This is a genomic window from Rhodoferax ferrireducens (genome assembly GCF_031458075.1).
GTDB lineage: Bacteria > Pseudomonadota > Gammaproteobacteria > Burkholderiales > Burkholderiaceae_C > Rhodoferax_B > Rhodoferax_B ferrireducens_A.
Genome location: NZ_JAVDXT010000001.1, coordinates 1,367,564 through 1,390,913 on the forward strand (window position 1 = coordinate 1,367,564; position 23,350 = coordinate 1,390,913).

At 65.2% G+C, this 23,350-nt stretch carries 21 protein-coding genes; 17 read left to right on the forward strand and 4 right to left on the reverse strand.

From position 1 onward, the window contains the following. Positions 1-3 precede the first annotated feature (3 nt). Genes J2X19_RS06425 through J2X19_RS06435 form a run of 3 tightly spaced genes read left to right on the forward strand, consistent with a single transcriptional unit; the run spans position 4 to position 1,345 of the window. Positions 4-504 carry an SRPBCC family protein gene (locus J2X19_RS06425; protein ID WP_310371665.1) on the forward strand — a complete coding sequence of 167 codons (501 nt, stop codon included), beginning with the start codon at positions 4-6 and terminating at the stop codon, positions 502-504. Between the two features lie 8 nt (positions 505-512). After that, a complete protein-coding gene (locus J2X19_RS06430; protein ID WP_310371667.1) occupies positions 513-872 on the forward strand; it encodes a DoxX-like family protein in 360 nt (119 codons plus the stop codon). Then, a complete protein-coding gene (locus J2X19_RS06435) occupies positions 869-1,345 on the forward strand; it encodes a DUF2269 family protein (protein WP_310371668.1) in 477 nt (158 codons plus the stop codon). The genes J2X19_RS06430 and J2X19_RS06435 overlap by 4 nt, the downstream gene beginning before the upstream one ends. A 41-nt stretch (positions 1,346-1,386) precedes the next feature. On the opposite strand, the gene J2X19_RS06440 is transcribed toward J2X19_RS06435, so the two are convergent. Continuing rightward, complete coding sequence (locus J2X19_RS06440; protein ID WP_310371670.1) at positions 1,387-2,766, reverse strand: alpha/beta hydrolase; 1,380 nt, start codon at positions 2,764-2,766, stop codon at positions 1,387-1,389. 62 nt (positions 2,767-2,828) lie between these two features. Here J2X19_RS06440 and J2X19_RS06445 point away from each other — a divergent pair, with 62 nt between their 5' ends. Continuing rightward, entirely contained in the window at positions 2,829-3,143 is a 315-nt protein-coding gene (locus J2X19_RS06445) for a nucleotide pyrophosphohydrolase (protein ID WP_310371672.1), read from the forward strand. A 66-nt stretch (positions 3,144-3,209) separates the two neighbouring features. Here J2X19_RS06445 and J2X19_RS06450 read toward each other — a convergent pair whose 3' ends face one another. Continuing rightward, entirely contained in the window at positions 3,210-5,048 is a 1,839-nt protein-coding gene (locus J2X19_RS06450) for a sigma 54-interacting transcriptional regulator (RefSeq protein WP_310371674.1), read from the reverse strand. 237 nt (positions 5,049-5,285) lie between these two features. On the opposite strand from J2X19_RS06450, the gene J2X19_RS06455 reads away from it, so the two are divergent. The 9 genes from J2X19_RS06455 (at position 5,286) to J2X19_RS06495 (ending at position 17,769) form a co-directional block, all read left to right on the forward strand. Next, the gene (locus J2X19_RS06455; RefSeq protein ID WP_310371676.1) at positions 5,286-6,740 is read left to right on the forward strand and encodes a benzaldehyde dehydrogenase; all 1,455 of its coding nucleotides are present in this window, start codon (positions 5,286-5,288) and stop codon (positions 6,738-6,740) included. 139 nt (positions 6,741-6,879) lie between these two features. After that, positions 6,880-7,647, forward strand: a complete 768-nt coding sequence (locus J2X19_RS06460) for a coniferyl-alcohol dehydrogenase (protein ID WP_310371678.1) — start codon at positions 6,880-6,882, stop codon at positions 7,645-7,647. 81 nt (positions 7,648-7,728) lie between these two features. Next, positions 7,729-9,411 (forward strand): DUF1302 domain-containing protein, encoded by a 1,683-nt coding sequence (locus J2X19_RS06465; RefSeq protein ID WP_310371681.1) that lies wholly within the window; start codon positions 7,729-7,731, stop codon positions 9,409-9,411. Between the two features lie 32 nt (positions 9,412-9,443). Beyond that, on the forward strand, positions 9,444-10,802 hold the full coding sequence (locus J2X19_RS06470) for a DUF1329 domain-containing protein (RefSeq protein WP_310371683.1): 1,359 nt from the start codon (positions 9,444-9,446) through the stop codon (positions 10,800-10,802). After that, positions 10,802-11,866, forward strand: a complete 1,065-nt coding sequence (locus J2X19_RS06475; RefSeq protein ID WP_310371685.1) for a WD40/YVTN/BNR-like repeat-containing protein — start codon at positions 10,802-10,804, stop codon at positions 11,864-11,866. Before J2X19_RS06470 ends, J2X19_RS06475 begins: the two co-directional genes overlap by 1 nt. Before the next feature lie 34 nt (positions 11,867-11,900). After that, the gene (locus J2X19_RS06480; RefSeq protein WP_310371686.1) at positions 11,901-14,318 is read left to right on the forward strand and encodes an efflux RND transporter permease subunit; all 2,418 of its coding nucleotides are present in this window, start codon (positions 11,901-11,903) and stop codon (positions 14,316-14,318) included. Positions 14,319-14,346: 28 nt separating this feature from the next. Beyond that, positions 14,347-15,177, forward strand: a complete 831-nt coding sequence (locus J2X19_RS06485) for an alpha/beta fold hydrolase (protein ID WP_310371689.1) — start codon at positions 14,347-14,349, stop codon at positions 15,175-15,177. A 4-nt stretch (positions 15,178-15,181) separates the two neighbouring features. Continuing rightward, complete coding sequence (locus J2X19_RS06490) at positions 15,182-16,816, forward strand: methyl-accepting chemotaxis protein (RefSeq protein ID WP_310371691.1); 1,635 nt, start codon at positions 15,182-15,184, stop codon at positions 16,814-16,816. Continuing rightward, positions 16,813-17,769: an alpha/beta hydrolase gene (locus J2X19_RS06495; protein WP_310371693.1), complete on the forward strand. Its 957-nt coding sequence runs from the start codon at positions 16,813-16,815 to the stop codon at positions 17,767-17,769. Before J2X19_RS06490 ends, J2X19_RS06495 begins: the two co-directional genes overlap by 4 nt. A gap of 107 nt (positions 17,770-17,876) precedes the next feature. On the opposite strand, the gene J2X19_RS06500 is transcribed toward J2X19_RS06495, so the two are convergent. Next, positions 17,877-18,860, reverse strand: coding sequence for a Bug family tripartite tricarboxylate transporter substrate binding protein (locus J2X19_RS06500; protein ID WP_310371694.1), 984 nt, complete (start codon positions 18,858-18,860; stop codon positions 17,877-17,879). A 122-nt stretch (positions 18,861-18,982) separates the two neighbouring features. Then, positions 18,983-19,774 (reverse strand): FadR/GntR family transcriptional regulator, encoded by a 792-nt coding sequence (locus J2X19_RS06505; protein WP_310371696.1) that lies wholly within the window; start codon positions 19,772-19,774, stop codon positions 18,983-18,985. Positions 19,775-19,944: 170 nt separating this feature from the next. On the opposite strand from J2X19_RS06505, the gene J2X19_RS06510 reads away from it, so the two are divergent. The 4 genes from J2X19_RS06510 (at position 19,945) to J2X19_RS06525 (ending at position 23,345) form a co-directional block, all read left to right on the forward strand. Further along, positions 19,945-20,754, forward strand: coding sequence for an NAD-dependent epimerase/dehydratase family protein (locus J2X19_RS06510; protein WP_310371698.1), 810 nt, complete (start codon positions 19,945-19,947; stop codon positions 20,752-20,754). Beyond that, a complete protein-coding gene (locus J2X19_RS06515) occupies positions 20,751-21,656 on the forward strand; it encodes an SMP-30/gluconolactonase/LRE family protein (RefSeq protein WP_310371700.1) in 906 nt (301 codons plus the stop codon). Before J2X19_RS06510 ends, J2X19_RS06515 begins: the two co-directional genes overlap by 4 nt. 35 nt (positions 21,657-21,691) lie before the next feature. Then, positions 21,692-22,681, forward strand: a complete 990-nt coding sequence (locus tag J2X19_RS06520) for a TRAP transporter substrate-binding protein (RefSeq protein WP_310371702.1) — start codon at positions 21,692-21,694, stop codon at positions 22,679-22,681. Between the two features lie 70 nt (positions 22,682-22,751). Continuing rightward, positions 22,752-23,345 (forward strand): TRAP transporter small permease, encoded by a 594-nt coding sequence (locus J2X19_RS06525; protein ID WP_116608896.1) that lies wholly within the window; start codon positions 22,752-22,754, stop codon positions 23,343-23,345. Positions 23,346-23,350: the final 5 nt, after the last annotated feature.

A 23,350-nucleotide genomic window follows, 5' to 3' on the forward strand; every position in this document is an offset into this window, starting at 1 on the left:
CCCATGCCCGCCAGCCTGGACGTGGTGTTTGATGCGTTCCACTACCACCAGTGGCGCGCGCGCTGGGATTCTTTGGTGAGTGCGACCCATGTCGTGGGTGGTGCGCCGTGCCCCTACAAAGGTGCGGTTACGGAGAACGCCGGCGCGGGCATGCTGCGCAGCCTGTCCATGCGCACGCAGTTTGTTTCTTACGACCGACCGCATGTGGCTGCGGCCGCGATGGTGGGCCAGGCTTTTCCGTTCACGCAGTGGGCCGCTTCAATGCGGCACCGGGCTACGGCCCCGCAGGAGTCTGTGCTGGTCTACACCTACACATTCGAGGTGGGACCTGCCGCGCTACGCTGGCTGCTCGGTCCCTTGGTCGCACTGGTATTTGCCCAGCAGACACGCCGGCGTTTTGCCAGGTTGCAAAACTTTCTGGCACTGCATGCCGAAGAGGTGCGGCTGTGGCAGCAACGGGATACCGTGGCGCCTACCCATGGCGCAGAGGCAGGTGTGGCATGACACTCTCTATGAAAGAAGTTGCCGCATTGCGCTACAGCCTTGTATTCGTCTGGTTGGCCACGGCGTTGGCGAGCGTGTGGGAGTTGCATGGCCAAAGTCTGAGCCTGTTGACGGCTGCGGGCTTGCACAACCCGCTGCTGGCGCAGGCCCTGATCCTGGGCGGCGCCGGAGTTGACGTAGTAGTGGCCCTGGCCATGCTCATGAAGCCTGTACGCGCAAGCTACTGGGCTGCCTTGGTCCTTATGCTGGCGATGACTTTGGTGGCCACGGTATTTGACCCGTCCTTGTGGCTACACCCTTTGGGGCCGCTGACCAAGAACCTGCCGATGGCCGTCATTCTGTGGGTGTTGGCAAAGGTGCGCGCATGAACTGGTACATGACTTTGAAGTGGCTGCATGTGCTGTCCAGCGTGGTGCTGGTAGGTACCGGCTTTGGTTCGGCTTTTTATTTCTTTTTCATCAACCGCACGCGCAACCTGGTCGCGCAGGCCGAAGTGGTGAAGCTGGTGGTGCGGGCCGACTGGTGGTTCACCACGCCCACGGTGGTGATCCAGCCGGCCACGGGTTTGCTGATGGCGCACCTGGCGGGCTGGCCTCTGGCTACCCCGTGGTTGGCCTGGTCGTTGGGCTTGTTTGTGCTGGCCGGGGTGTGCTGGTTGCCCGTGGTGTGGTTGCAGATCCAGATGGCGCGGCTCGCACAGCAGGCAATGGATGAAGAGACTGTGCTGCCCGCACTGTATTGGCGCTACACCCGGTGGTGGGAGGCCTTGGGTTACCCGGCATTCGTTGCCATGGTGGGTGTTTTTTACCTGATGGTGGCGAAGCCGGCGTCTATTTTCTAGAAGCTCCGGGTTTGTACTTTAGTGGGTAGTGGATGGCTGGGCTACGGCGCCCCCACACTCCCCAGAAACTGCTGTATCTCCCCCACCATCCGGTCAAAGTAGGGGTTGAAGGTGAGCCGGCGCAAGGCGGTGTCGGTGGGGAAGTTCTTGGGCAGGGCTTCGCCGTATTGCACGGCGGCGGTGGACTGGGTGCTGCAGGCGGCAGCGCGCATTTGCGGGGTGATGCAGGCGCAGAAGGCCGGGCTGGCGTCCAGGGGCTGCACGGTGTAGCGCATGCACTGGGCGTAGGCGCCGCCAGGGCCGTAGTGGCGGTTGGACGGGGCGATGGTGGTGGCGGTGTGGGCGATGTCGACGATGCTCTGTGCGGGCAGCACGGCGTCCACCACGGTGACCCTGGCATCCACCAGGGCGGCTTGGACGGCGTCGTCGCTGCTGGCTTTGCCTTGCGGGGCGGCCAGCAGCATGCGGTTGCGCGGGTCGGTGCTGCGCAAGAAGGCCTGGATGCTGTCTTTGGCGTTGACCGTGGCGTCGTTGCGGCTGAGTGCCATGTACACCGGTACCGGGATCGGCGCCTGCTCCAGCAGGGCTTCCAGCGCGTTGTCTAGCCGTACCACCTGGTAGCCGGCGTTCAGCGGAAAGGATTCGTACTTGGCGAAGTCCTGGTCCAGGTGCTGGCTGAGCCAGCGTTTGTAGCCGGTGATGTCGACCAGCCGGGCCAGGATGTCCGGCAGGGTGCTGAGCCGGGTGATGAAGCCGGTGGGCCGCACCACCGGCGACAGCAGCACCAGGCTGGCCAGCGGCACCCTTGGCTGCAATTCCTGCTGGTGGTAGGCCCAGTAGATGCCGAGCGCGCCGCCGGTCGAATAACCGACGAGGTGCACGCGCGCGGCGGCGCCAGCGAAGCTGCGCAGGCCGTAGCCGGTGGCTGCTACCCAGTCTTCGTAGCGCACGCGCAGCAGGTCGCCGGGGGTGGTGGCATTGCCGGGCAACAGCAGGCTGCGCACCAGTACGCAGCGGCCGGCGGCGATGGGCTGGCGTGACAGCATGTCGCCCAGGTCGCGCACCAGGTAGGGCGAATCGCTGAGGCCGTGGACCAGCAGGATGCCGTCGGTATTGCCGGCGCTGCAGTTCTGGCCTTGCAGTGGCCATTCGCGCGGGCCGACGGCGCGGGCCAGGGGCTCGTCGGGCAGCGGCGTGCCAGGGGGCAGGGCGTAGTGGTAGCGGGCGATGCCATCCTGCGCGTCCTGCAGGTAGCGGCTGAAGGGCTTGTCCTTGCCGCTGGCGTCTTTCCACGGGTGCAGCGGGGCGCCAGAGTGGGGCTGGAAGCGGTCGGCATACGGCGTCTGCGCCAGGGCGGGCGGGGCGGCCAGTAGCAGGCCGGCGAGGGCGGCGAGCAGGGCTGGCCAAGGGTATCTGTACATCAAGGATTTCCTTTTATCCGTCGGCCCAAGAGGGTGGCCGCCGATCCAGGCCAAAATTCTGCATGACCAACGATATCTCTTCCCTGACCCAGGCCTTGCGCGATTTTGCCGCTGCGCGCAACTGGGCACCGTTCCATTCGCCCAAGAACCTGGCCTCGGCCTTGAGTGTGGAGGCGGCCGAGCTGCTCGAGCATTTTCAGTGGCTGACCGAGGAGCAGAGCCGCAATTTGGCCGCCGACCAGCGGGCCGAGGTGGGCGCAGAGGCAGCCGATGTGCTGCTGTACCTGCTGCAGCTGTGCGACCAGCTGGGCATCGACCTGCTGGAGGCCGCGCGGCTGAAGATGCTGGTGAATGCCCAGAAGTACCCGGTTGCTTGATTTGCTATTGAAAGCGTAGCTGCTTGCGCTGGTATTACCTGCGCCAGAGCCACTTTTTGTATAAATTTAAACCAGCTTGTGCTTCCTGGCCCGGTAGGCCAGCTTGGCGCGGCTGGTGTTCAGCAGCCGCGCCGCCGCCGACAGATTGCCCTGGGACGCGGCAATCGCCCGCTGCAACATGGCCTGCTCGGTCTGTTCCAGCGACAAGGGCGACGGGCTGCTGCGGCTGGGCACGGGCACGGGCGTGGTGGCCGCGGCCTGGGCGGTGGTGGCGGCCAGGTTCAAGGTGTCCGAGCCTTCTTGCAGGCGCAGCGTCATGACGTCGGGGCTCAGGGTTTCGCCGCTGGTGAACAGGTGGTGTACGTCGATCAGGCCGCCCACGTCGGCCATGATGACAGCGCGCTCGACCAGGTTCTGCAGCTCGCGGATATTGCCGGGAAAGTCGTAGTTCAGCAGGGTGCGTACGGCGGCCTGCGAGTAGCCGCGCACATTGCAGGCGTGCTTGCGCCGGTAGTGGTTCAGGAAGTGGTTCATCAGCAGCGGAATGTCGTCGCGGCGCTCGCGCAGCGGCGGCAGGTGGATGGGGAACACATTGAGCCGGAAGAACAGGTCTTCGCGGAACTTGCCCTCGCGCACGGCCTGGCGCAGGGTTTCGTTGGTGGCCGCCACCACCCGCACATCCACCGGAACGCTGCGCGTGCCGCCCACGCGCTCGATCTCGCCCTCCTGCAGCGCGCGCAGCAGCTTGCCCTGGGCCACAAAGCTCAGCGTGCCGATTTCGTCGAGGAACAGGGTGCCGCCGCTGGCCCGCTCGAAGCGGCCGGGCCGCGACACGCTGGCCCCGGTGTAGGCGCCGCGCTCCACGCCGAACAGCTCGGATTCGATCAGCGTCTCGGGAATCGCCGCGCAGTTGACGGCGATGAAGGGCTGGCTTTTGCGCGGGCTGATTTTGTGCAGCATGCTGGCAAACTTTTCCTTGCCGACGCCGGATTCGCCGGTGAACAGCACGGTGGCCGAGGTGCGCGCGACACGGCTCAGCTGGTGGCAGGCGGCATTGAAGGCCGACGAGGCGCCGACCATGGCGTCGCCCGCCGAGGCGCCAGCGCTGGGCAATTCGGCTGCATCGGCATCGGGCCGTGCATAGGCGGCGGTGTCGACGAACTCCCGCGCGTTCAGGTAGCGCATGTCTTCCTCGATGTCGTCCCACTGGTCGGCTGACTTGCCAATGACCCGGCAATGCGCGTCGCCCATGGAGCGGCACTGGGTTTCGCGGAACACGATCAACCGGCCAAACAAGGTGCTGACGTAGCCGGTCGCATAGCCGACCTGCATCCAGCAGGCGGGTGAGCCACCTATGCCGTAGGCGGCGATGTGCTCATCGTCCTCGCTGGAGTTGTGCCAGAGGAATTCGCCCTCGTAGCTGCCGGTCTTGGCGTCGTAGACCACCTGCACCAGCTCGACCTTGACCACGCCCTCCAGCGCATGCAGGCGGGTGCCGGCGATGGCCGCGGCAGAGGGGTCGGCATCCGGCCACTGCTTGCGCACCAGCTGGGCGTCGCGCGCGCCGCTGACATAGCCGGCGCGGGTGAACAGGCCGCGCGCCTGCTTCAGCCCCAGGCTATCCACCATCTCGCGGCGCAGCGAGCCCAGGGCCTCGGTGTGCAGCAGCACCATGCGCTGGTCCTGCAGCCAGATGCGGCCGTCTCCTGGCGAGAAGAACAGGCATTCGCTGATGTCGGCCACGTTGGGGTGGGCGTCGTAGCCTATGGAGGTGCTGCTAAAGCCGCCCAGGGCCTTGCCGACGGCGGCGCTGTCGAAGTTGCCCATCACCGTGCCGGTGGCACGGGCGACATCGGCCAGGGAGATGCGGGTGGAGCTGCGCGCCATGGGTTTTTCCAGTTTCATCAAATGCTCAAATTTGATTCAAATTTATAAGCAAATGGTGAAAAACCTAGCGAGGGATTTCCCTTTGTTGCGCTGCGGTAAAGCGGCCTAGGGTATGTCCCTAATTCTCCTGTGGAAGACGGCCCTGGAAACGGGGCGATTGGGGTGCGCCAGGCGCGGCTGGTCCGTGCATTGCAATAAATCAGTGTGCCACCGCAAAAGTGGCGAACTGATCAACCAATCGAAAGGACGTTACCCATGGGTGCAGCAGATGCGACAGCATGGTCTGATTTTGTTGGCCTGGCGCCTGCCAAGCTGGGCGGCGGCGTGCGCGACGTGGTCGAGCCGGCCACCGGCCAGGTGCTGTGCACGGTAGGCATTGCCGATGCGGCCGATGTGGCGGTGGCCACGGCGGCTGCCGCCGCCGCGCAAGCCAGCTGGGTGGCGGTGCCGCCGCGCGACAAGGCCGAGGTGTTCCGCCGTGCTGCGGCTTTGTTCCAGCAGCATTTTGACGCCCTGGCCTTGTTTGCCGCCCGCGAGACCGGTGGCATCCTGGCCAAGGGCCAGCACGAGATCCGCGAAGCCGCGTTGATCTGCAACCTGGCCGCCGGCATGCCGCTGCAGTCGCAAGGCCATGTGCTGCCCAGCGTGCAGGGCCGTACCAGCCTGGCGCGCCGCGTGCCGCATGGCGTGGTGGGGGTGATCTCGCCGTTCAACTTTCCGATGATCCTGACCATCCGCGCCGTGGCGCCGGCGCTGGCTGCGGGCAACGCGGTGGTCATCAAGCCCGACTCGCGTACTCCGGTGACCGGCGGGCTGATGATCGCCCGGGTGTTTGCCGAAGCCGGCTTGCCGGCCGGCCTGTTGCACGTCCTGCCCGGCGATGCCGAGGCCGGCGAGGCCTTGGTGACCGACCCGCTGGTGCCGATGATCGCCTTCACCGGTTCGCCCGCCGTAGGCCGCCGCATCGGCGAGCTGGCCGGCCGGCATCTGAAGAAGGTGTCGCTGGAGCTGGGCGGCGCCAACTCGCTGATCATTTTGGACGACGCCGATCTGGACGTGGCCGCCAGCAATGCGGCCTGGGGTGCGTACTTCCACCAGGGCCAGATCTGCATGGCGGCGAACCGCATCCTGGTGCATGCCAGCATGGCGGCGGAGCTGACCAAGCGCCTGGTGGCGAAGGCCACCCATCTGCCCCTGGGCAATGGCGCAACCGGCCAGGTGGCGCTAGGCCCGCTGATCGACGCCAAGCAGCGCGACCGCGTGCACGCCCTGGTGCAGGACAGCGTGGCGGCCGGCGCCAAGCTGGAAGCCGGAGGCCGCTTCGACGGTCTGTTCTACCAGCCCACCGTGCTGTCCGGCGTAAAGCCCGGCATGCGGGTGTTCGACGAAGAAACCTTTGGCCCGGTGGCCAACATCGTGACCTACCGCAGCGACGAAGAAGCGATTGCGCTGGCCAACAACAACACCGGCAGCCTGTCGTGCGCGGTGATCTCCAAGTCGCTGGGCCGCGCCATGGGCGTGGGCCAGCAGCTCAAGTGCGGCATGGTGCACATCAACGACCAGACCGTGAACGACGACTGCGTGAACCCCTTCGGCGGCCCCGGCATTGCCGGCAACGGCAGCAGCGTGGGTGGCCCGGCCGACTGGGAGGAATACACCCAGTGGCAGTGGATCACCCTCAAAGACCAGGCCCCAAGTTATCCCTTCTAACCCCCAGGCTTGCCCACTGCGTGTGGCCTCCAACCCCCTTGCAGGGGGCGATACCAGCGGCCCGGCTAAGCCGGTTCCGCGGTATCCCTGGAAGGGCGCGGTAGTGGCATAGCGACCCATTTTTATTGAGGAGAACCGCATGAGCTTGCAAGGAAAAACCGTCGTCATCACCGGCACCTCGTCCGGCATCGGGGCCGAAGTCGCCCGGCTTGCCCGCTTCCAGGGCGCGCATGTCATCGGCATGGACCGCAACGATCCCACGCTCACCCTGGACGGCTTTGTCAAAGCCGATCTGGGCAGCGTGGCCGCCATCGATGCGGCCGTGGCCGAGCTGCCTGCGCGCATCGACGCGTTCTGCAACATCGCCGGTGTGCCCGGCACGGCCGATGGTGAGTTGGTCGCACGGGTCAATTACCTGGGCCTGCGCCATCTGACGGAAGCCGTGCTGCCGCGCATGCCGCGCGGCGGCAGCATCGTCAACGTGGCCTCCATCCTGGGCGCCGAATGGCCACTGCGGCTAGACCTGCACAAGCAGCTGGCGGCAGCCAAGGGCTTTGAAGCCGGCGCCGCCTGGCTGCGCGACCACCCTGTGCCCCAGGCCACCTGCTACCAGTACTTCAAGGAGGCCTTGATCGTCTGGAATGCCACCCAGTCGCAGGAGTGGTTCCTGGGCAAGGGCGTGCGCATGAACTGTGTAGCGCCCGGTCCGGTGTTCACCCCGATCCTGGGCGACTTCGTGTCCATGCTGGGCGAAGAGCGGGTGCAGGCCGATGCCCACCGCATGCTGCGCCCGGCTTTTGCCGACGAGGTGGCCGCGGTGATTACCTGGCTGTGCAGCGACGCCGCGCGCTGGGTCAGCGGCGTGAATATTCCGGTCGATGGCGGCCTGGCATCGACTTATCTGTGATTTGGGGCGGTGGCCCCAGTGGGCGGGCGCTGGGGCCACCATTTTTTGAATTAGCGAAAAACACTTAACGAGGAGACTTGAATGATAAAAAAATCCACCCCCTTCCAACGCAGCGCCTTGGCGCTGGCCGCGGGCATGCTGTGTGCGCTGTCGGCCCAGGCCTTTGAGCTGGACAGCGGCAACCCCGACACCAAGATCCGGCTGGACTTCACGCCCAAGTTCAGCACGGCCTACCGCATGAAGGACGCCTCGCCCGGGTTGATTTCCCCGGCCAACGACGGCGGGGTGGTGAACGAGAACGACGGCGACACCAACTTTCGCAAGAAGGGCATTGTCTCCACCCGCGTGGACCTGCTGACCGAGTTCGATGTGACGCACGGCAACTATGGCCTGCGCATCAGCCATTCCGCCTGGTACGACTCCAAATACCTGGGCCACAGCAACAACGACGGCAGCAACGGCGTGAGCAACTTTGCCAGCCAGCCCAGCAACGAGTTCCTGCCGTTCACCCGCAGCCAGCATGGCCGTAACGACGAGTTTCTGGATGCGTTCGTGTTTGCCAAGGGCCACCTGGGCGAGATGCCGGCGTCGATCCGCGTCGGCAAGCACGCGCTGCAGTACGGCGAGAGCCTGTTCTTCGGCCAGAACGGCATTGCCAATGCCCAGGGCCCGGTGGATATTGCCAAGATTTCCTCGGTGCCTAACTGGCAATTCAAGGAAGTGCTGCTGCCGGTAGAGCAGATCTCCGGCACGCTGCAGCTGACGGACGCCGTGACCCTGGGCGGCTATTACCAGCTGAAATGGCGGCCCAGCAAGCTGCCCGGCGTGGGCAGCTATTTCTCCAACCAGGACTACATCAACGGCGGCCGCGTCTACCTGGGCCCGACCACAGTACTGAACACCGACAACAGCAAGGACCAGACGCCAGGCAACAGCGGCCAGTTCGGCGCGCAGCTGCGCTGGTCGCCGGCCGGCAGCGCGTTCGAATACGGTTTCTATGCGGCCCGCTACAACGAGAAAACCCCGGCCGTGCCGGTGTTCGACTTGATCAATGGCAACGTCCACAAGGTGTATGCCGAGGGCATCAAGACCGTGGGCGCCAGCGTGACCTCGTCGGTCGGCCCGCTGAACTGGGCGCTGGAAGGCTCGCTGCGTGCCGATGCGCCGCTGGCCGGAGACCCGGCTGTACTGCTGCCCGCCTTCCTGGGCGTGGGCGGGCCGGCGGCCGACTGCAGCGGCTCGCCGTCCAACCCCTGCTTTGCCATCGGCAAGACCGCGCACATCAATTTGTCGGGCATCTATGTGCTGACCAAGGGCCCGCTGTGGGATGGCGGCTCCATCGTCTCCGAGCTGGCTTGGAACCGCACCCTGAGCGTGACCAAGAACCCCAGCACCCGCGGCAATGGCGGGCTGGACCCGAACACCACGCGCGACGCGGCGGCTTTCCGCATGATCTTCGAGCCGCAGTACTTCCAGGTGCTGCCGGGGCTGGACCTGTCGGTACCGCTAGGCCTGGGTTACAACTTTGCCGGGCGTTCGTCGGCCATCATGAACTACGCCGGCGGCGCCAGCAAGGCCGGCGACTACACGGTGGGTGTCAAGGCCAAGTACCGCGACTGGAACCTGGGCCTGAGTTACACGGCCTTCTTCGGCAGCCAGAACACCTTCACCGTGGTCGACCCCGCCGGTTCGCGCATGTTGTCCTATGGCCAGACCATGAAGGACCGCAACTACTTGGCGCTGAACATCTCCCGCACTTTCTAAAACGTCCTTCCAACGCACTTTCGAGACACACCATGACCCAGTTCGCACACAACACCTTGCTGGCCGCTGCCTTGCTGGCCGCTGCCATGGGCGCCCAGGCCGCCGTCAGCGCCGACGAAGCCGCCAAGCTGAAGACCACGCTGACCCCGGTGGGCGCCGAGAAAGCCGGCAACAAGGACGGCACGATTCCCGCCTGGGACGGCGGCCTGACCAAGGCCACGCCCGGCTACAAGAACGGCGATGCCCGGCCCGACCTGTTCCCCGGTGAGAAGCCCACGCTGTCCATCAACGCCAAGAACATGGCGCAATACGCCGACAAGCTGAGCGATGGCGTGCAGGCCTTGATGAAGAAGTACCCGGACTTCCGCATCGATGTCTACCCCACGCACCGCACGGCGGCAGCGCCACAGGCGGTGTACGACAACACTTTCAAAAACGCCACCCGCGCCAAGACCATAGAAGGTGGCTACGGCATGGAAGGTGCGTTTGGCGGCGTGCCGTTCCCTATCCCCAAGGACGGCTATGAAGCCATCTGGAACCAGCGTACCGCCTGGCGCGGCGGCAATGTGACGCTGCCGACGCGGGTCTGGGTGGTGACGGCCGATGGCCGTCGCGCCCTGGCCTCGGGCGGCACGCAGACCCTGAGCCAGACCTTTTATGCCAAGGACGGCAGCCTGGAGAAGTTCGACGGCTACTACTCGCTCGGCAAGTTTGTGGCCGATGCGCCGGGCTCCAAGGCCGGCGAGGCGATCCTGGCGCTGGACGGCGTGTCCGACGCCGCACCGCGCGGCCTGTGGCAGTACCTGGTAGGCCAGCGCCGCGTGCGCAAAGCGCCTTCGGTAGCCTATGACACGCCGGACTCGGTGACTTCCGGCATCGGCCTGTTCGACGAAGCCTTCACCCTGTTCGGCCCCATCGACAAGCATGAGCTGAAGTTGGTGGGCAAAAAGGAGATGTACATCCCCTACAACAATAACCGCGCCGCCGCCGCCAAGGTGGATGAACTGGTGACGCCGAATACGCTGAACCCGGCCCAGGTACGCTGGGAGCTGCACCGCGTGTGGGAAGTGGAAGCTACGCTGGCCGCCGGCAAGCGCCATGTGGTGCCCAAGCGCAAGTACTACATCGACGAAGACAGCTGGCAGACCGCATTGTTTGATGGCTGGGATGCCAAGGGCCAACTCTGGCGCACCAACTTCGCGCTGATGCTCACCGCGCCCGATGTACCCGTGGTCAGCAATTTTGTGCTGTGGGGTGGCTACGACCTGCAAAACAGCTCTTACTACCTGAACATGGCTTCGAACGAGCTGCCCAAGCAGTACGAAATCGTGCCGCCGATTCCGCGCAGCTTCTTCAGCGCCGAATCCCTGTCCAGCGAAGGTGCGCGCTGATGCGCGGACTCGCACAAGCAGGCATTGCGCGGCGGACAGCCGTGCTCGGGCTGCTGGGGCTGGCGGCTGGTGCGGGCTGGTCGGCCACCCTGCCGGCCGTGCTGTCGCAGCCGGCCCTGCAGACGCCCAAGGCCCTGGGTGCCGCCACGCTGGCCGTGACCCGGGCCGGCCAGCGCCTGGTGGCCGTGGGCGAGCGCGGCACCGTGCTGCTGTCGGACGACCACGGCGTCAGCTGGAAGCAGGCCGCCGTGCCGGTGCAGGCCACGCTGACCTGCGTGCGCTTTGTGGATGAAAAAACCGGCTGGGCTGCGGGCCATTTGGGTGTGGTCTTGCGCAGCGACGATGGCGGCGCCAGCTGGCACAAGCAGATGGATGGCCTGCAGGCCGCAGCGCTGGTGCTGCAAGCTGCGCAAAGCGCGGGCGACACAAAAGCCATAGCGAATGCCCAGCGCCTGGTAGAGGAGGGCGCGGACAAACCCTTCTTCGACCTGGAGTTCATCGACAGCCAGCGCGGCTTTGCCGTGGGCGCTTACGGCCTGATGCTGGCTACTGTGGACGGCGGTCGGCACTGGACGGCAGTGGCGTTGCCCAACCCCAAGGCCTTGCATCTGTATGGCCTGCGTGCCCGCGGTGACACCTTGCTGCTGGCGGGTGAGCAGGGCTTGCTGCTGCGCTCCACCGATGGCGGCGCCAGCTTCAACGCACTGGAGTCGCCTTACAAGGGCAGCTTCTTTGGCCTGCTGCACAGCACGGGCGATGCCTGGGTGGCCTACGGTCTGCGCGGCTCGGCCTATCGGTCCACCGATGCGGGTGCGCAGTGGCAAAAGCTCGATACCGGCTTGCCCATGGCGGTAGGGTCGGGTGCGGCCTTGCCCGATGGCGGTTTTGTGCTGATGGGCCAGGCCGGCGATGTGCTGCTTGGCCGGGCCGATGGCTTAACGCTGCAACGCATGCCGGCGCGCGAGCCGGTACCGGTATCGGGTGTAGCCCTGGCCGCCGACGGCAGCCTGGTGCTGTCCAGCCTGCGCGGCATGCGCCGTCTACCCGCCCTGTCTGTCAACTGAAGAAGAGAAGCCGCCCTGCTGCGGACACACATTTATGCACGCCGATTCCTCCACCCCCAACCAGCCTGTCGTTGCGCGGCTCGAAGATTTCGATACGCGTTCTGGCAGTTTGCTGGAGCGGGTTTTTTTCAACCACCGGCCCTGGGTGATGCTGGTCTGCCTGGCGCTGACCCTGGTGCTGGGCTGGCTGGGTAGCCAGCTGCGGCTGAACGCCAGTTTCGAGAAGACCATTCCCACCAGCCACCCCTACATCGTCAACTACCTGGCGCACAAAGGCGATCTGGCGGGGCAGGGCAATGCGCTGCGCCTGGTGGTGCAGGCCAAGCAGGGCACGATCTTCGACAAGGGCTACTTGGACGCGCTGCAGAAGATCAACGACGAAATCTTCCTGCTGCCCGGCGTGGACCGGCCGTTCATGAAGTCGCTGTGGACCTCCAACACCCGCTGGGTGGCGGTGACCGAAGAAGGCCTTGACGGGGGGCCGGTAATCCCCGATACCTTTGACGGCTCGCCCGCCAGCCTGGCCGAGCTGCGCGCCAACGTCGAGCGCTCGGGCGAAATCGGCCAGCTGGTGGCCGGCGACTTCCAGTCCAGCATCGTCTTCGTGCCCCTGCTGGACCGCAACCCCGAAACAGGTAAAGCGCTGGACTACGGCGATCTGTCGCGCCAGATCGAAGTGCTGCGTGGCAAGTACGCCAGCGACACCCTGGAGATCCGCGTCACCGGCTTCGCCAAGGTGGTGGGCGACCTGATCGAAGGCCTGCAGCAGGTGCTACTGTTCTTTCTGCTGGCCCTGGCCATCACCACCGTGGTGCTGTTCGCCTATACCCGCTGCGCCCGCAGCACGGCGCTGGTGGTGGCCTGTTCGCTGGTGGCGGTGGTCTGGCAGTTTGGCCTGCTGGCCTTGTTTGGCTATGAGCTGGATCCGTATTCGGTGCTGGTGCCGTTCCTGGTGTTCGCCATCGGTATGAGCCACGGCGCGCAGAAGATGAACGGCATCATGCAGGACATTGGCCGTGGCACCCACCGGGTGGTGGCTGCGCGCTATACCTTCCGCCGCCTGTTCATGGCCGGGCTGACGGCGCTGCTGTGCGACGCCGTGGGCTTTGCGGTGCTGGTCATCATCCAGATCAAGGTGATCCAGGACCTGGCGCTGATCGCCAGCATCGGCGTGGCGGTGCTGATTTTTACCAACCTGGTGCTGCTGCCGGTTCTGCTGTCCTACACCGGCGTGGGTGCCAAGGCGGCGGCACGCAGCCTGCGCGAAGAAGCGGTGCTGGACGGCGGCAAGCGGCCCTGGCTGTGGGCTTTGCTCGACCACTTCACGCAGAAGCGCTGGGCGGCGGCGGCCATCGTGGCGTCGGCCTTGATGGCGGCTGGCGGCTATGCCGTCAGTCTGAACCTGAAGATCGGCGACCTGGACGCCGGCGCCTCCGAGCTGCGCCCGGACTCGCGCTACAACCGCGACAACGCCTACCAAATTTCGCATTACTCGGCCAGCGCCGACATCCTGACAGTGATGGTCACCACCCCGGTCGACCAGTGCACCACGTACGGCACGCTGGCCCAGCTGGACAGCCTGGCCTGGCGTCTGGAGCAGCTGCCGGGCGTGGAGTCCACCAACTCCATGGCCGCGCTGTCCAAGCTGGCCATGGTGGGCTACAACGAGGGCAACTTTAAATGGCTGGAGCTGCTGCCTAACGATGGCGCGCTCGGCGGCGTGCAGACCCGGGCGCCGCGCGAGCTGTTCAACCAGAACTGTTCGTTCTTGGCGCTGTATGTCTACCTGCAGGACCACAAGGCCGAAACCCTGTCGCGGGTGGTGCGCGAAGTCGAGACTTTTGCCGCCGCCCACAACACCGACGACGTGCAGTTCAAGCTGGCCGCGGGCAGCGCCGGTATTGCAGCGGCCACCAACATCGTGGTCGGCCAGGCCATGCACGAGATGCTGTTGTGGGTGTATGCGGCGGTGGTCGTGCTGTGCTGGATCACCTTCCGCTCCTGGCGCGCGGTGGTGGTGGCGGTGCTGCCGCTGGTGCTGACCTCCATCCTGTGCGAGGCGCTGATGGTCTGGCTGGGCATGGGCGTGAAGGTGGCCACTTTGCCGGTGATTGCACTGGGTGTGGGCATAGGCGTGGACTACGCACTGTATGTGCTGAGCATCACCCTGGCCCGCATGCGCGAAGGTGCGAGCCTGTCGGACGCCTACCACCACGCGCTGCAGTTTACCGGCCGGGTGGTCATGCTGACCGGTATCACCCTGGCCTTGGCCGTCGGTACCTGGGCGTTCTCGCCCATCAAGTTCCAGGCCGACATGGGGATTCTGCTGGCCTTCATGTTCGTCTGGAACATGGTCGGCGCCCTGGTGCTGCTGCCCGCGCTCGGCTACTTCCTGCTGCGGCCTGCTGAGGCCGAGAGCATGGCGGGTGTCCCGGGCCGGGTTGCAGCATGAGACACATGCTTTGAAAAGGGGAAGAGATTTGATCGATTCATACATTTCGGCAGACGGCGTACAGGTGCGGTACCGCGATTCGGGCGGTGCTGGCCCGGCGGTGCTGCTGCTGCACGGCATCGGCGGCTCACTGGAGCTCTGGTCGGCGCAACTTGTCAGTGACAACCGGGCCATGCGCCTGATCGCGCTGGACCTGCCGGGGCACGGCCTGTCCGGCTTTGGTCGGCAGCCGTACGCGCCCAAGACCTTTGCCGCCTTTGTGTGGAAGTTTGTCGATGCGCTCGGTTTGCACAAGGTGCATCTGGCCGGCAATTCCTTGGGTGGGGCCATTTGCCTGCAGATGCAGGCCCAGCAGCCGGCGCGGGTGCAGACCGTGCTGCTCGCCGCGGCGGCCAACCTCGGGCGCGACTGCCCCGTGCCCTTCCGGCTGATGACGCTGCCTGTGCTGGGCACGCTGATGTCGCGGGCTGGCCCCATGGCCGTCACGCAACAGATCCAGGCCATCTTCGGCCCATCGTTTGTCGTCACCGACGAGCTGCGCAAGACGATAGAACGCAACGTGATGCGACCGGGTGCCCAGGCCGCCTTCCTCGCCACCTTGCGGCGGATGACGGACCTGGGTGGGCAGCGTGCGTCGCTGGTGGCCGATGCGCATACGGCACTCGCTTCGGCCCCGGTGCCCCCGCTCCTGTTGCATGGTCGGCAAGACAGCGTGATCCCGTTCGCGCATTCGGAGCACGCGCACAAGCGGGCCCCGGCGAGCCGGTTTCAGCCCATCGATGACTGCGGCCACACGCCCCAGCTGGAGCAGCCTGCCGTCTTCAACGCCGCTTTGCGGGCGCTGGTTGTCGAGGCCTGAGAGAGTGCCGCTGCACTATCGGCTGCACCTCGGCCCTCTGCTGCGCATGGGCCTGGTGGCGCGGCTGGCCATGGCCTTCGGCATGGTGCTGCTGCTGTTTGCGGTTACCACGGCCAGCGCTATCTACCAGCTGCGCGCGGTGGACCAGGGCATGCAGGACGCGATGGCCTCGGGCCAGCGTCTGGCGGCCCAGGCCCGCAACATGCACGACCGCGTGGCCGATGCCTATCTGGGCCTGCTGGTGGCCACCATGGTCGACGATCTGGAAGACCTGCAATACGAGAACGCCGCGCTGCAAAAGGCGCTGGGTGCCTACCAGAGCAGCTACAGCCAATTGTTCGGCACCCCCCAGGGCGCGGCGCTGCAGGCCCACGCCGTCGCCCTGCAAAGCGCCGAAGCGGAGCTGCGGCCCTTGCTCGGCAGCGCGGTGCAGCGCCTGCAGCTGGCCGCGGAGTCGGCCGGGGCTGACTATGAACGCGACCCGGCGATCCAGGTGCTGGTGGTCAGCAGCGTCAAACCCTTGTTCGACCAATGGCTGCGCGCGATCGATGCGCTGAACGATGGTGCCGCGCAAGCCAGCGCCGAGGCTGCGGCCCAGGCCGGTGTGGCGGCCCGCCGTGCGCGCCTGTGGCTGGCCGGTGCGGCTGCCGTGGCGCTGTGCCTGGGGGCTGCAGCGGCCTGGTGGATCGCCCGTGGCGTGACCCTGCCGCTGCGCCAGGCGATGGCGCTGGCGCGCCAGGTGGCGCAAGGCGATCTTTCGCAGCCCATGTCGGCGGCTGCGCAGGATGAAACCGGCCGCCTGCTGACCGCCCTGGGCACCATGCAGGACGGCTTGCGGGCGCTGGTGGGTGCGGTGCGCGAGTCGGCCTCGGCCATCGATGCATCGGCCTCGGATGTGGCAGCCGGCAACGACGACTTGTCGCAGCGCACCGAGAACGCTGCCGCTTCCTTGCGGCGCACGGCCGAAGCCACGACGCAGCTGGCGGGCAATGTGCAGATGCTGGCCGAGTCGGCTTCAGCCGCCCAGCAGATCACCGGCGCGGCCACGCAGGCAGCGCAACACGGTGGTGCGGTAGTGCTGCGCGCCCAGTCCAGCATGGCCGACATCAGCCGTTCCTCGCAGCGCATGGCCGAGATCGTCGGCATGATCGACAGCTTTGCGTTCCGCACCAACATCCTGGCATTGAACGCCGCAATCGAAGCTGCAGGAGCCGGCCCGCATGGCCGCGGCTTTGCGGTGGTGGCGTCGGAGGTGCGCGCCTTGTCGCAGGGCGTGGCCAGCGCGGCCAAGGACATCCGCCAGCTGATCGAACAGTCGGCCGGCGAAGTCGCCAGCGGGCAGCGCCATGTAGAGAACGCAGCCCGCAGCATGGCCGACATCGTGGGAGCCGTGGACGGGCTGGCCAGCTTCGTGACCGAAATCGCCGCAGCCGCGGCCGAACAAGGCCAGGGCATCGCCGAAGTCGACCAGTCGGTGCATGCGCTGGAGCAGATGACGCAGCAGAACGCCGCCCTGGTCGAACAGAGCGCGGCCGCCGCCATGGCCATGAGCCAGGAGGCCGAGCGGCTGACTGGGTTGGTCAGCGTCTTCCGGCTGGAGCCGGCACTTCCCACAACCCCCAAGGAGCAACCCCGATGATGAGCGACCTCCCGACCCTGGCCTCGGCCGATCTGGACCCGGCCCTGGCCGGATTTCTGGCCCAGGCCGCTGCCCAGGGCAACCCGCCCCTGGAGGCCTTGCCGCCGCCGGTGGCGCGGCAGATGTACCGGGACCTGGCGCGGGCCCTGGGCCTGCCACCGCCTGAGATTGGCCGGGTGTTCCACACCGCCATTGCCGGGCCAGGAGGAGATTTGCCTTTGCGGGTCTATACGCCGAGTAGCGCAGTGCAGCAGCGGCTTTTACCGGTGGTGCTGTACGTGCACGGCGGCGGCTTTGTGATTGGCGATCTGGAAAGCCACGACAGCGTCTGCCGCACCCTGTGCCACCATGCCGAGATGCTGGTTGTGGCAGTGGACTACCGGCTGGCGCCCGAGCATCCGTTTCCGGCCGCGCCCGACGATGTGGAAGCCACCTTGCGCTGGTTGCTGGCCCATGCCGACAGCCTGGGTGCCGACCCGCAGCGCATCGCCGTGGTGGGCGACAGCGCGGGCGCGCAACTGGCCCTGGTGGCGGCGCGGCGTGTGCAGGCCAACGCGGTGCGCGCGTTGGGCCTGATTTATCCGGTGGCCCAGCACCCGGACGAACCCAGCCCTTCGTACCAGGAGAACGGCGAAGGCAAGTTCCTCACCATGGGCGCCATGCGCTGGTTCATTGCCAGCTACCTGGGCGGACAATCGCCCGGCCATCCCGATATGGCCTTGCTGCAGTCCAACCTGGCGGGCTTGCCCGCCACCTGGCTCGCCACCATGGGCCACGACCCGCTGCGCGACGAAGGCCATGCGCTGGCCTTGCGCGCCAAAGCGGCGGGCGTGGCGGTAACCCACCAGCACTACCCGGGTGCCATCCACGCCTGCATCCATTTCAGCGCGGTGTCGCCGGTGGGCACCCAGCTGCTGGTGGATATGGCGCAGTGGCTGCGTTTGCAGATTTAGGGCCTAAATTGAATGCTTAAATAGGCCTCTAGCGCATATTTAATAAGCGCAGGAAGCTATTGTTTTTGATATAAAAAACCATAGCTGCCTCGCGCTGCCCATTCGGATCAGGCCAGCTTGAAGTTCAGCTTGGCGATCAGGTTCTTGAAGTAGGTGTTGTCGCGCACCATCACGGCCTTGAAACCGGCCTCGTCGCCGAACGCGAAGCCCATGTTCTGCTTGTCCATGATTTCGCGGAACGAAGGCTCGGCGCTGGTTTTGACAGCGATGTTCTTCAGGATGGCCAGGATCTCGGGTGGCGTGTTCTTGGGGGCACCCAGGCCGCGCCAGGCGCTGATCGACAGGTCGATATTGCGTTCCTTCAGAGTGGGCACATTGTCGAAGCCCTTGAGCCGCTTGTCGGCCATCACCGCCAGGGTCTTGAGCTTGCCCGAGGCCACATGGGCGGTGACTTCGGCCGCGCTCACGCCCACCGCCTCGATGTGGCCGCCCAGCAGCGACAGCATGGCCGGGCCGGCACCTGGGTAGGGGATGTGGTTGAACTTGGTGCCGGTCTTGTCCTCTAGCGCGGCGGCCGCCAGGTGCCAGATCGAGCCGGCACCCGAGTTGCCGACGCGGAACTCGCCCGGCGCCTTCTTGGCAGCGGCCAGGAATTCTTCGATGGTGTTCCAGGGTGCATCGGCCTTGACGGTGATGGCCGCCGGGTCGGCGTTCAGCAGGGCGATGGGCGCAAAGTCCTCATAACTGAACTTGATCACGCCCACGTGGGGCAGGGTGGTCAGCTCGACCGTCAGCATGGCGATCTTGTAGCCGTCGGGCTTGGCGTTGAGCACATCGGTCAGGCCGATGGCGCCGCTGGCGCCGGGCTTGTTGGTCACGGCGATGGCCTGGCTTGTGTGTTTGCGCGAAGCATCGCTGAAGGCTCGGGCCAGCACATCGGTGCCGCCGCCTGCACCGTAGGCCACCACCAGCTCGATGGGGTGGTTCGGGTAGTCGCCGGCCTGGGCAAATGCCCGGCCAGCCAACAAACTGCCGGCGCCCAGGGCCAGATAGCTGGCGGCGGTGCGGCGAGAAACAGGGTGGTGTGGCATGGTGTCTCCAGTGGTGTTATAGGTTTTAGAACACGTTCTAAGGGCTAAAAATTAGCCAGTCATCCTACAACTGGAGTTGCCATTGGCGCCGCGGACTAACCCTTGGTCCTGCGAGTGCCTGTTCAGCTGCTGGACGCGCTGTCGAGTGGCTGGCTTTTGCGCAGGCGCTCGCGGCTATTCGACAAATGGGTGCGCATGGCGGCGCGGGCCGAGTCGCTGTCCTGGTCGCGGATCGCGTGGTAGATGCTCTCGTGCTCGGCATGCACTTTTTGCAGATAGGCGAGCCGGCCCTCGGGCACGTTTTCCAGGGTTTTGACGCGGGTGCGCGGAATGATCATGGTGCCCAGGTAGGTCATCAGATCGGCAAAGTGCTGGTTGCCGGTGGCGCGGGCGACCTCCATGTGGAACTGGAAGTCGGCGGGCACGCCATCTGACTCGTGGGGGATCGCGTCCTTGAAGCTCTGCAGCGCGGCTTCCAGCTGGACCAGGTTGGCCGGGGTACGCCGCTGGGCCGCCAGGCCGGCGGCCTCGGTTTCCAGGCTGATGCGCAGCTCCAGCAGGGCGATCACGTCGGCTACGGTGGCGAAGTCTTCGGGCGCAATCTTGAAGTTGCGGGTATCGGGCGGCTCGATCACGAAGGTGCCGATGCCGTGCCGCGTTTCCACCAGGCCTGAAGCCTGGAGCTTGGAGATAGCCTCGCGTACCACGGTGCGGCTGACGTCAAACCGGGCCATGAATTCGACCTCGGTGGGCAGCTTGTCGCCGGGCTGTAATTGCCCTTGGCGGATATTGAGCACCAGGGCTTCGACGATTTCCGAAACCAGGCCGCGCGGCCTTCTGGGGCGGGTGGCAGTGGTAGCAGCAGAGCTGTCGCCAGCATGGGCCAAGGAGCTAAGGGTTTGTACGGATGCCATCAAAAAAGCCTTGACAGGGGAGTGTGGAATTTATCAAAATCTAAGTCATCAGACAACACATGACTGATGTGTGGGACCTCCGGTACCACTTTAGCAAAGCCCCTGGAAATGTCCAGCGGTAGAGCCCTTAGTCAGTGCCAACTTTAACTTTCAGGTGTATCGGAAAAAACATGGCCATCAAGCAGCATGAAAAGATATTGTTAACCGGTGCCGCAGGTGGCCTGGGTAAGGTGTTGCGCGAGAGCCTCAAGCAGAACTGCACCACCTTGCGCCTGTCCGACGTGGTGGACTTCGGCGCAGCCGCCGAAGGCGAGGAAATCATGCTGGCTGACCTGGCCGATGCGGCAGCGGTGGATGCCATGGTGCAGGGCGTGGACGCGATTGTGCATATGGGAGGCAAATCGCTCGACGGCCCGTTCCTGCCCATCATGCAGGCGAATATCCTGGGCACCTACAACCTGTACGAGGCCGCCCGTAAATTTGGCGTGAAGCGGGTGGTGTTTGCCAGCTCCAACCATGTGACCGGCTTTTACCGCCAGGACGAAACCATCACTGCCGATGCCCCGGCCCGGCCTGATGGCAACTACGGCCTGAGCAAGGCGTTTGGCGAAGACTTGGCGCGCTACTACTTTGACCGCTACGGCATCGAAACCGCGTGCGTGCGCATCGGCTCCTCGTTCCCCGAGCCACGGGACCGCCGCATGCTGGCCACCTTTCTGAGCTACGGCGACCTGCACCGCCTGATTACCGCCTGCCTGACCACGCCGGCGCTGGGTTTCAGCATCATCTTCGGCATGTCGAACAACTCCGTGACCTGGTGGGACAACTCCCGCGCCCGCCACGTCGGCTATGTACCGCAAGACAGCTCTGACGTGTTCCGCGAAGCGGTCTTTGCGCGCACCCCGGCGCCCGATTTCAGCGACCCTGCAGCCCTGCACCAGGGCGGCGCCTTTGTGCGCATGGGACCGTACGAGCAATGACCACCGCCAAGGCGATTGCGAGCAGCCGCGACCGCGTGGGCGAATGCCCGGTGTGGTCGGTGGCCGAAAACGCCCTGTACTGGGTGGATATCGAAGGTCGGCAGATCCGCCGCTGGAGCCCCGCAAGCGATGCGGTACAGAGCTGGACCCTGCCCGAGCGCGTGGGCTGCATTGCCCTGACCCCTGCGGTGGGCCGCATCGTGGCCGCCATGGAAACCGGCGTCTACGTGGTGCAGCTGGGCGAGGCGCCCGCAGTGCAGCTGGACTGCCTGGTGGCCGTCACCCATCCTGCACCCGGCATGCGTTTCAACGACGGCCGCTGCGATGCGCAAGGCCGCTTCTGGATCAGCACCATGGTGATGGACATGGGCCTGGCCTCGCCCTTGGGCGGCCTGTACTGTCTGGATGAAATCGGCCTCAGTCCGGCCCGGCTGGACGGCCTGATCACCCCCAACGGGCTGGCGTTCAGCCCGGATGGCGCTACCGCCTATGTGTCCGATTCGCACCCCAGCGTGCAAAAGATCTGGGCCTTTGATTTTGATGCCGTCAGCGGCGAGCTGGCGCGCCGCCGTCTGTTCGTCGACATGCTGCCTCTGCCGGGTCGTCCGGATGGCGCGGCGGTGGATGCCGAGGGCTGCTACTGGATCTGCGCCAACGACGCCGGCCTGGTGCACCGCTTTGATCCGCAAGGCCAGTTGCTGGCTTCGCTGGAAGTGCCTGTAGCCAAGCCCTCGATGTGCGCGTTTGGCGGGGCCAATCTGGATGTCCTGTATGTGGCTTCTATCCAGCCCGGCACCGTAGACCCTGCTGCGCCGGGCCTGAACGGTGCGGTGTTTGCCTTGCAGCCTGGCGTGCGCGGCCTGCCTGAACCTGTGTTTTCGCGTTTTCCCATGTCGCTCTAACCGAGCATTTTTAATTCTAATCAGGAGACAAGTCCATGAAATCTATCCGCCGTCCTTCCTTCCGCGCTGCTGCGCTGACCGCCAGCGTGCTGGCCAGCCTGTGCCTTTCCGCCCACGCCGTTGAGTTCCGCTCCGCCGACGTGCACAACAGCGACGAATACCCCACCGTGGCCGCCGTCAAACACATGAGTGAAGTGTTGTCCAAGCAAAGCGGTGGCAAGTACACGATCAAGGTGTTCAACAAGAGCGCGCTCGGTTCCGAGAAAGAAACGCTAGACCAGGTGAAGATCGGCGCGCTGGAGATGAACCGCGTCAACATCAGCTCGCTGAACTCCATCTGCCCGAAGAGCCTGGTGCCGACCATGCCTTTCCTGTTCGACTCCATCGCCCACATGCGTAAGTCGCTGGACGGCCCCATTGGTGAGGAGATTCTGAAGGGCTGCGAAAGCCAGGGTCTGATCGGTCTCGCGTTCTACGACAGCGGTGCACGCTCCATCTACGCCAAGAAGCCCGTGCGCAACATCGCCGATGCCAAGGGTCTGAAGATCCGCGTGCAGCAGTCTGAGCTGTGGGTTTCGCTTGTGGGCGCCATGGGTGCCAATGCCACCCCCATGCCTACCGGTGAAGTTTTGACCGCACTGAAGACAGGCCTGATCGATGCCGCCGAAAACAACATCCCGTCATACGAAGGCTTCCAGCACTACGAAGCAGTCAAGGTGTATTCGCGTACCGAACACTCGATGGCGCCTGAAATGCTGGTGATGTCCAAGGCGATCTTCGACAAGATGACGCCGGCCGACCAGGCCATGTTCCGTGCTGCGGCCAAGGAATCGGTGACGTTCCAGCGCCAGAAGTGGGACGAGCAGGAAGCCAAGGCCCTGGCCATCGTGACCAAGGCCGGCGCGCAGATCGTGGCAGACGTGGACAAAGCCTCGTTCAAGGCCGCCATGGCACCGGTGTACGCCAAGTTCATCACCACGCCTGATCTGCAGCGTCTGGTGAAGGCCGTTCAGGACAACAAGTAAAGCCAGCGACCGTTTGAAGCCCGGTCTGGCAGTGGCCGGTCCGGGCTTCGCGCGTCCACCTAGGAATCCCATGAGTGCACCCCATACATCGGCTGCGGCCGCGGCCACCACAGCGGCCGTGAGCGCTGTTGCCCTGGGCATCGACCCCGAACAAGCGCGTCCGCCTGCACGCCACGCTTATTCGCGCCTGTGCGGACTGTTGAGCAAGATCTGCCTGGTCCTCGCGATCTTCTGCCTGATAGGCATCATTCTGAGCGTGCAGATCCAGGTGGTCGGTCGCTATGTTTTCAATGACACGCCGACTTGGGCTGAAGCCCTGGCCTTGCAACTGGTGTTGTATGTGACCGCGCTCGGCGTGGCGGTGGGCGTGCGCGATGCCGGCCACATTGGCCTGGAGTCGCTGGTGTCGCTGCTGCCTGAAGCATTGCGCCTGAAGCTGGAGATCCTGATCCACATGCTGGTGGCGTTGTTTGGCGGAATCATGGTGCAGAGCGGCATGCTCTGGACCCGCCTCAAGTGGGACGAGCTCGACCCGATGCTGCACCTGCCCGTGGGTATCGACTATCTGTCGCTGGTGATTGCCGGCGTGCTGATCGTGATGTTCTCCATCGAGCACATTGTGGCGCTGCTCCGAAACGAAGAAGTTGTTCCGTCCTGGTACTGACTGAA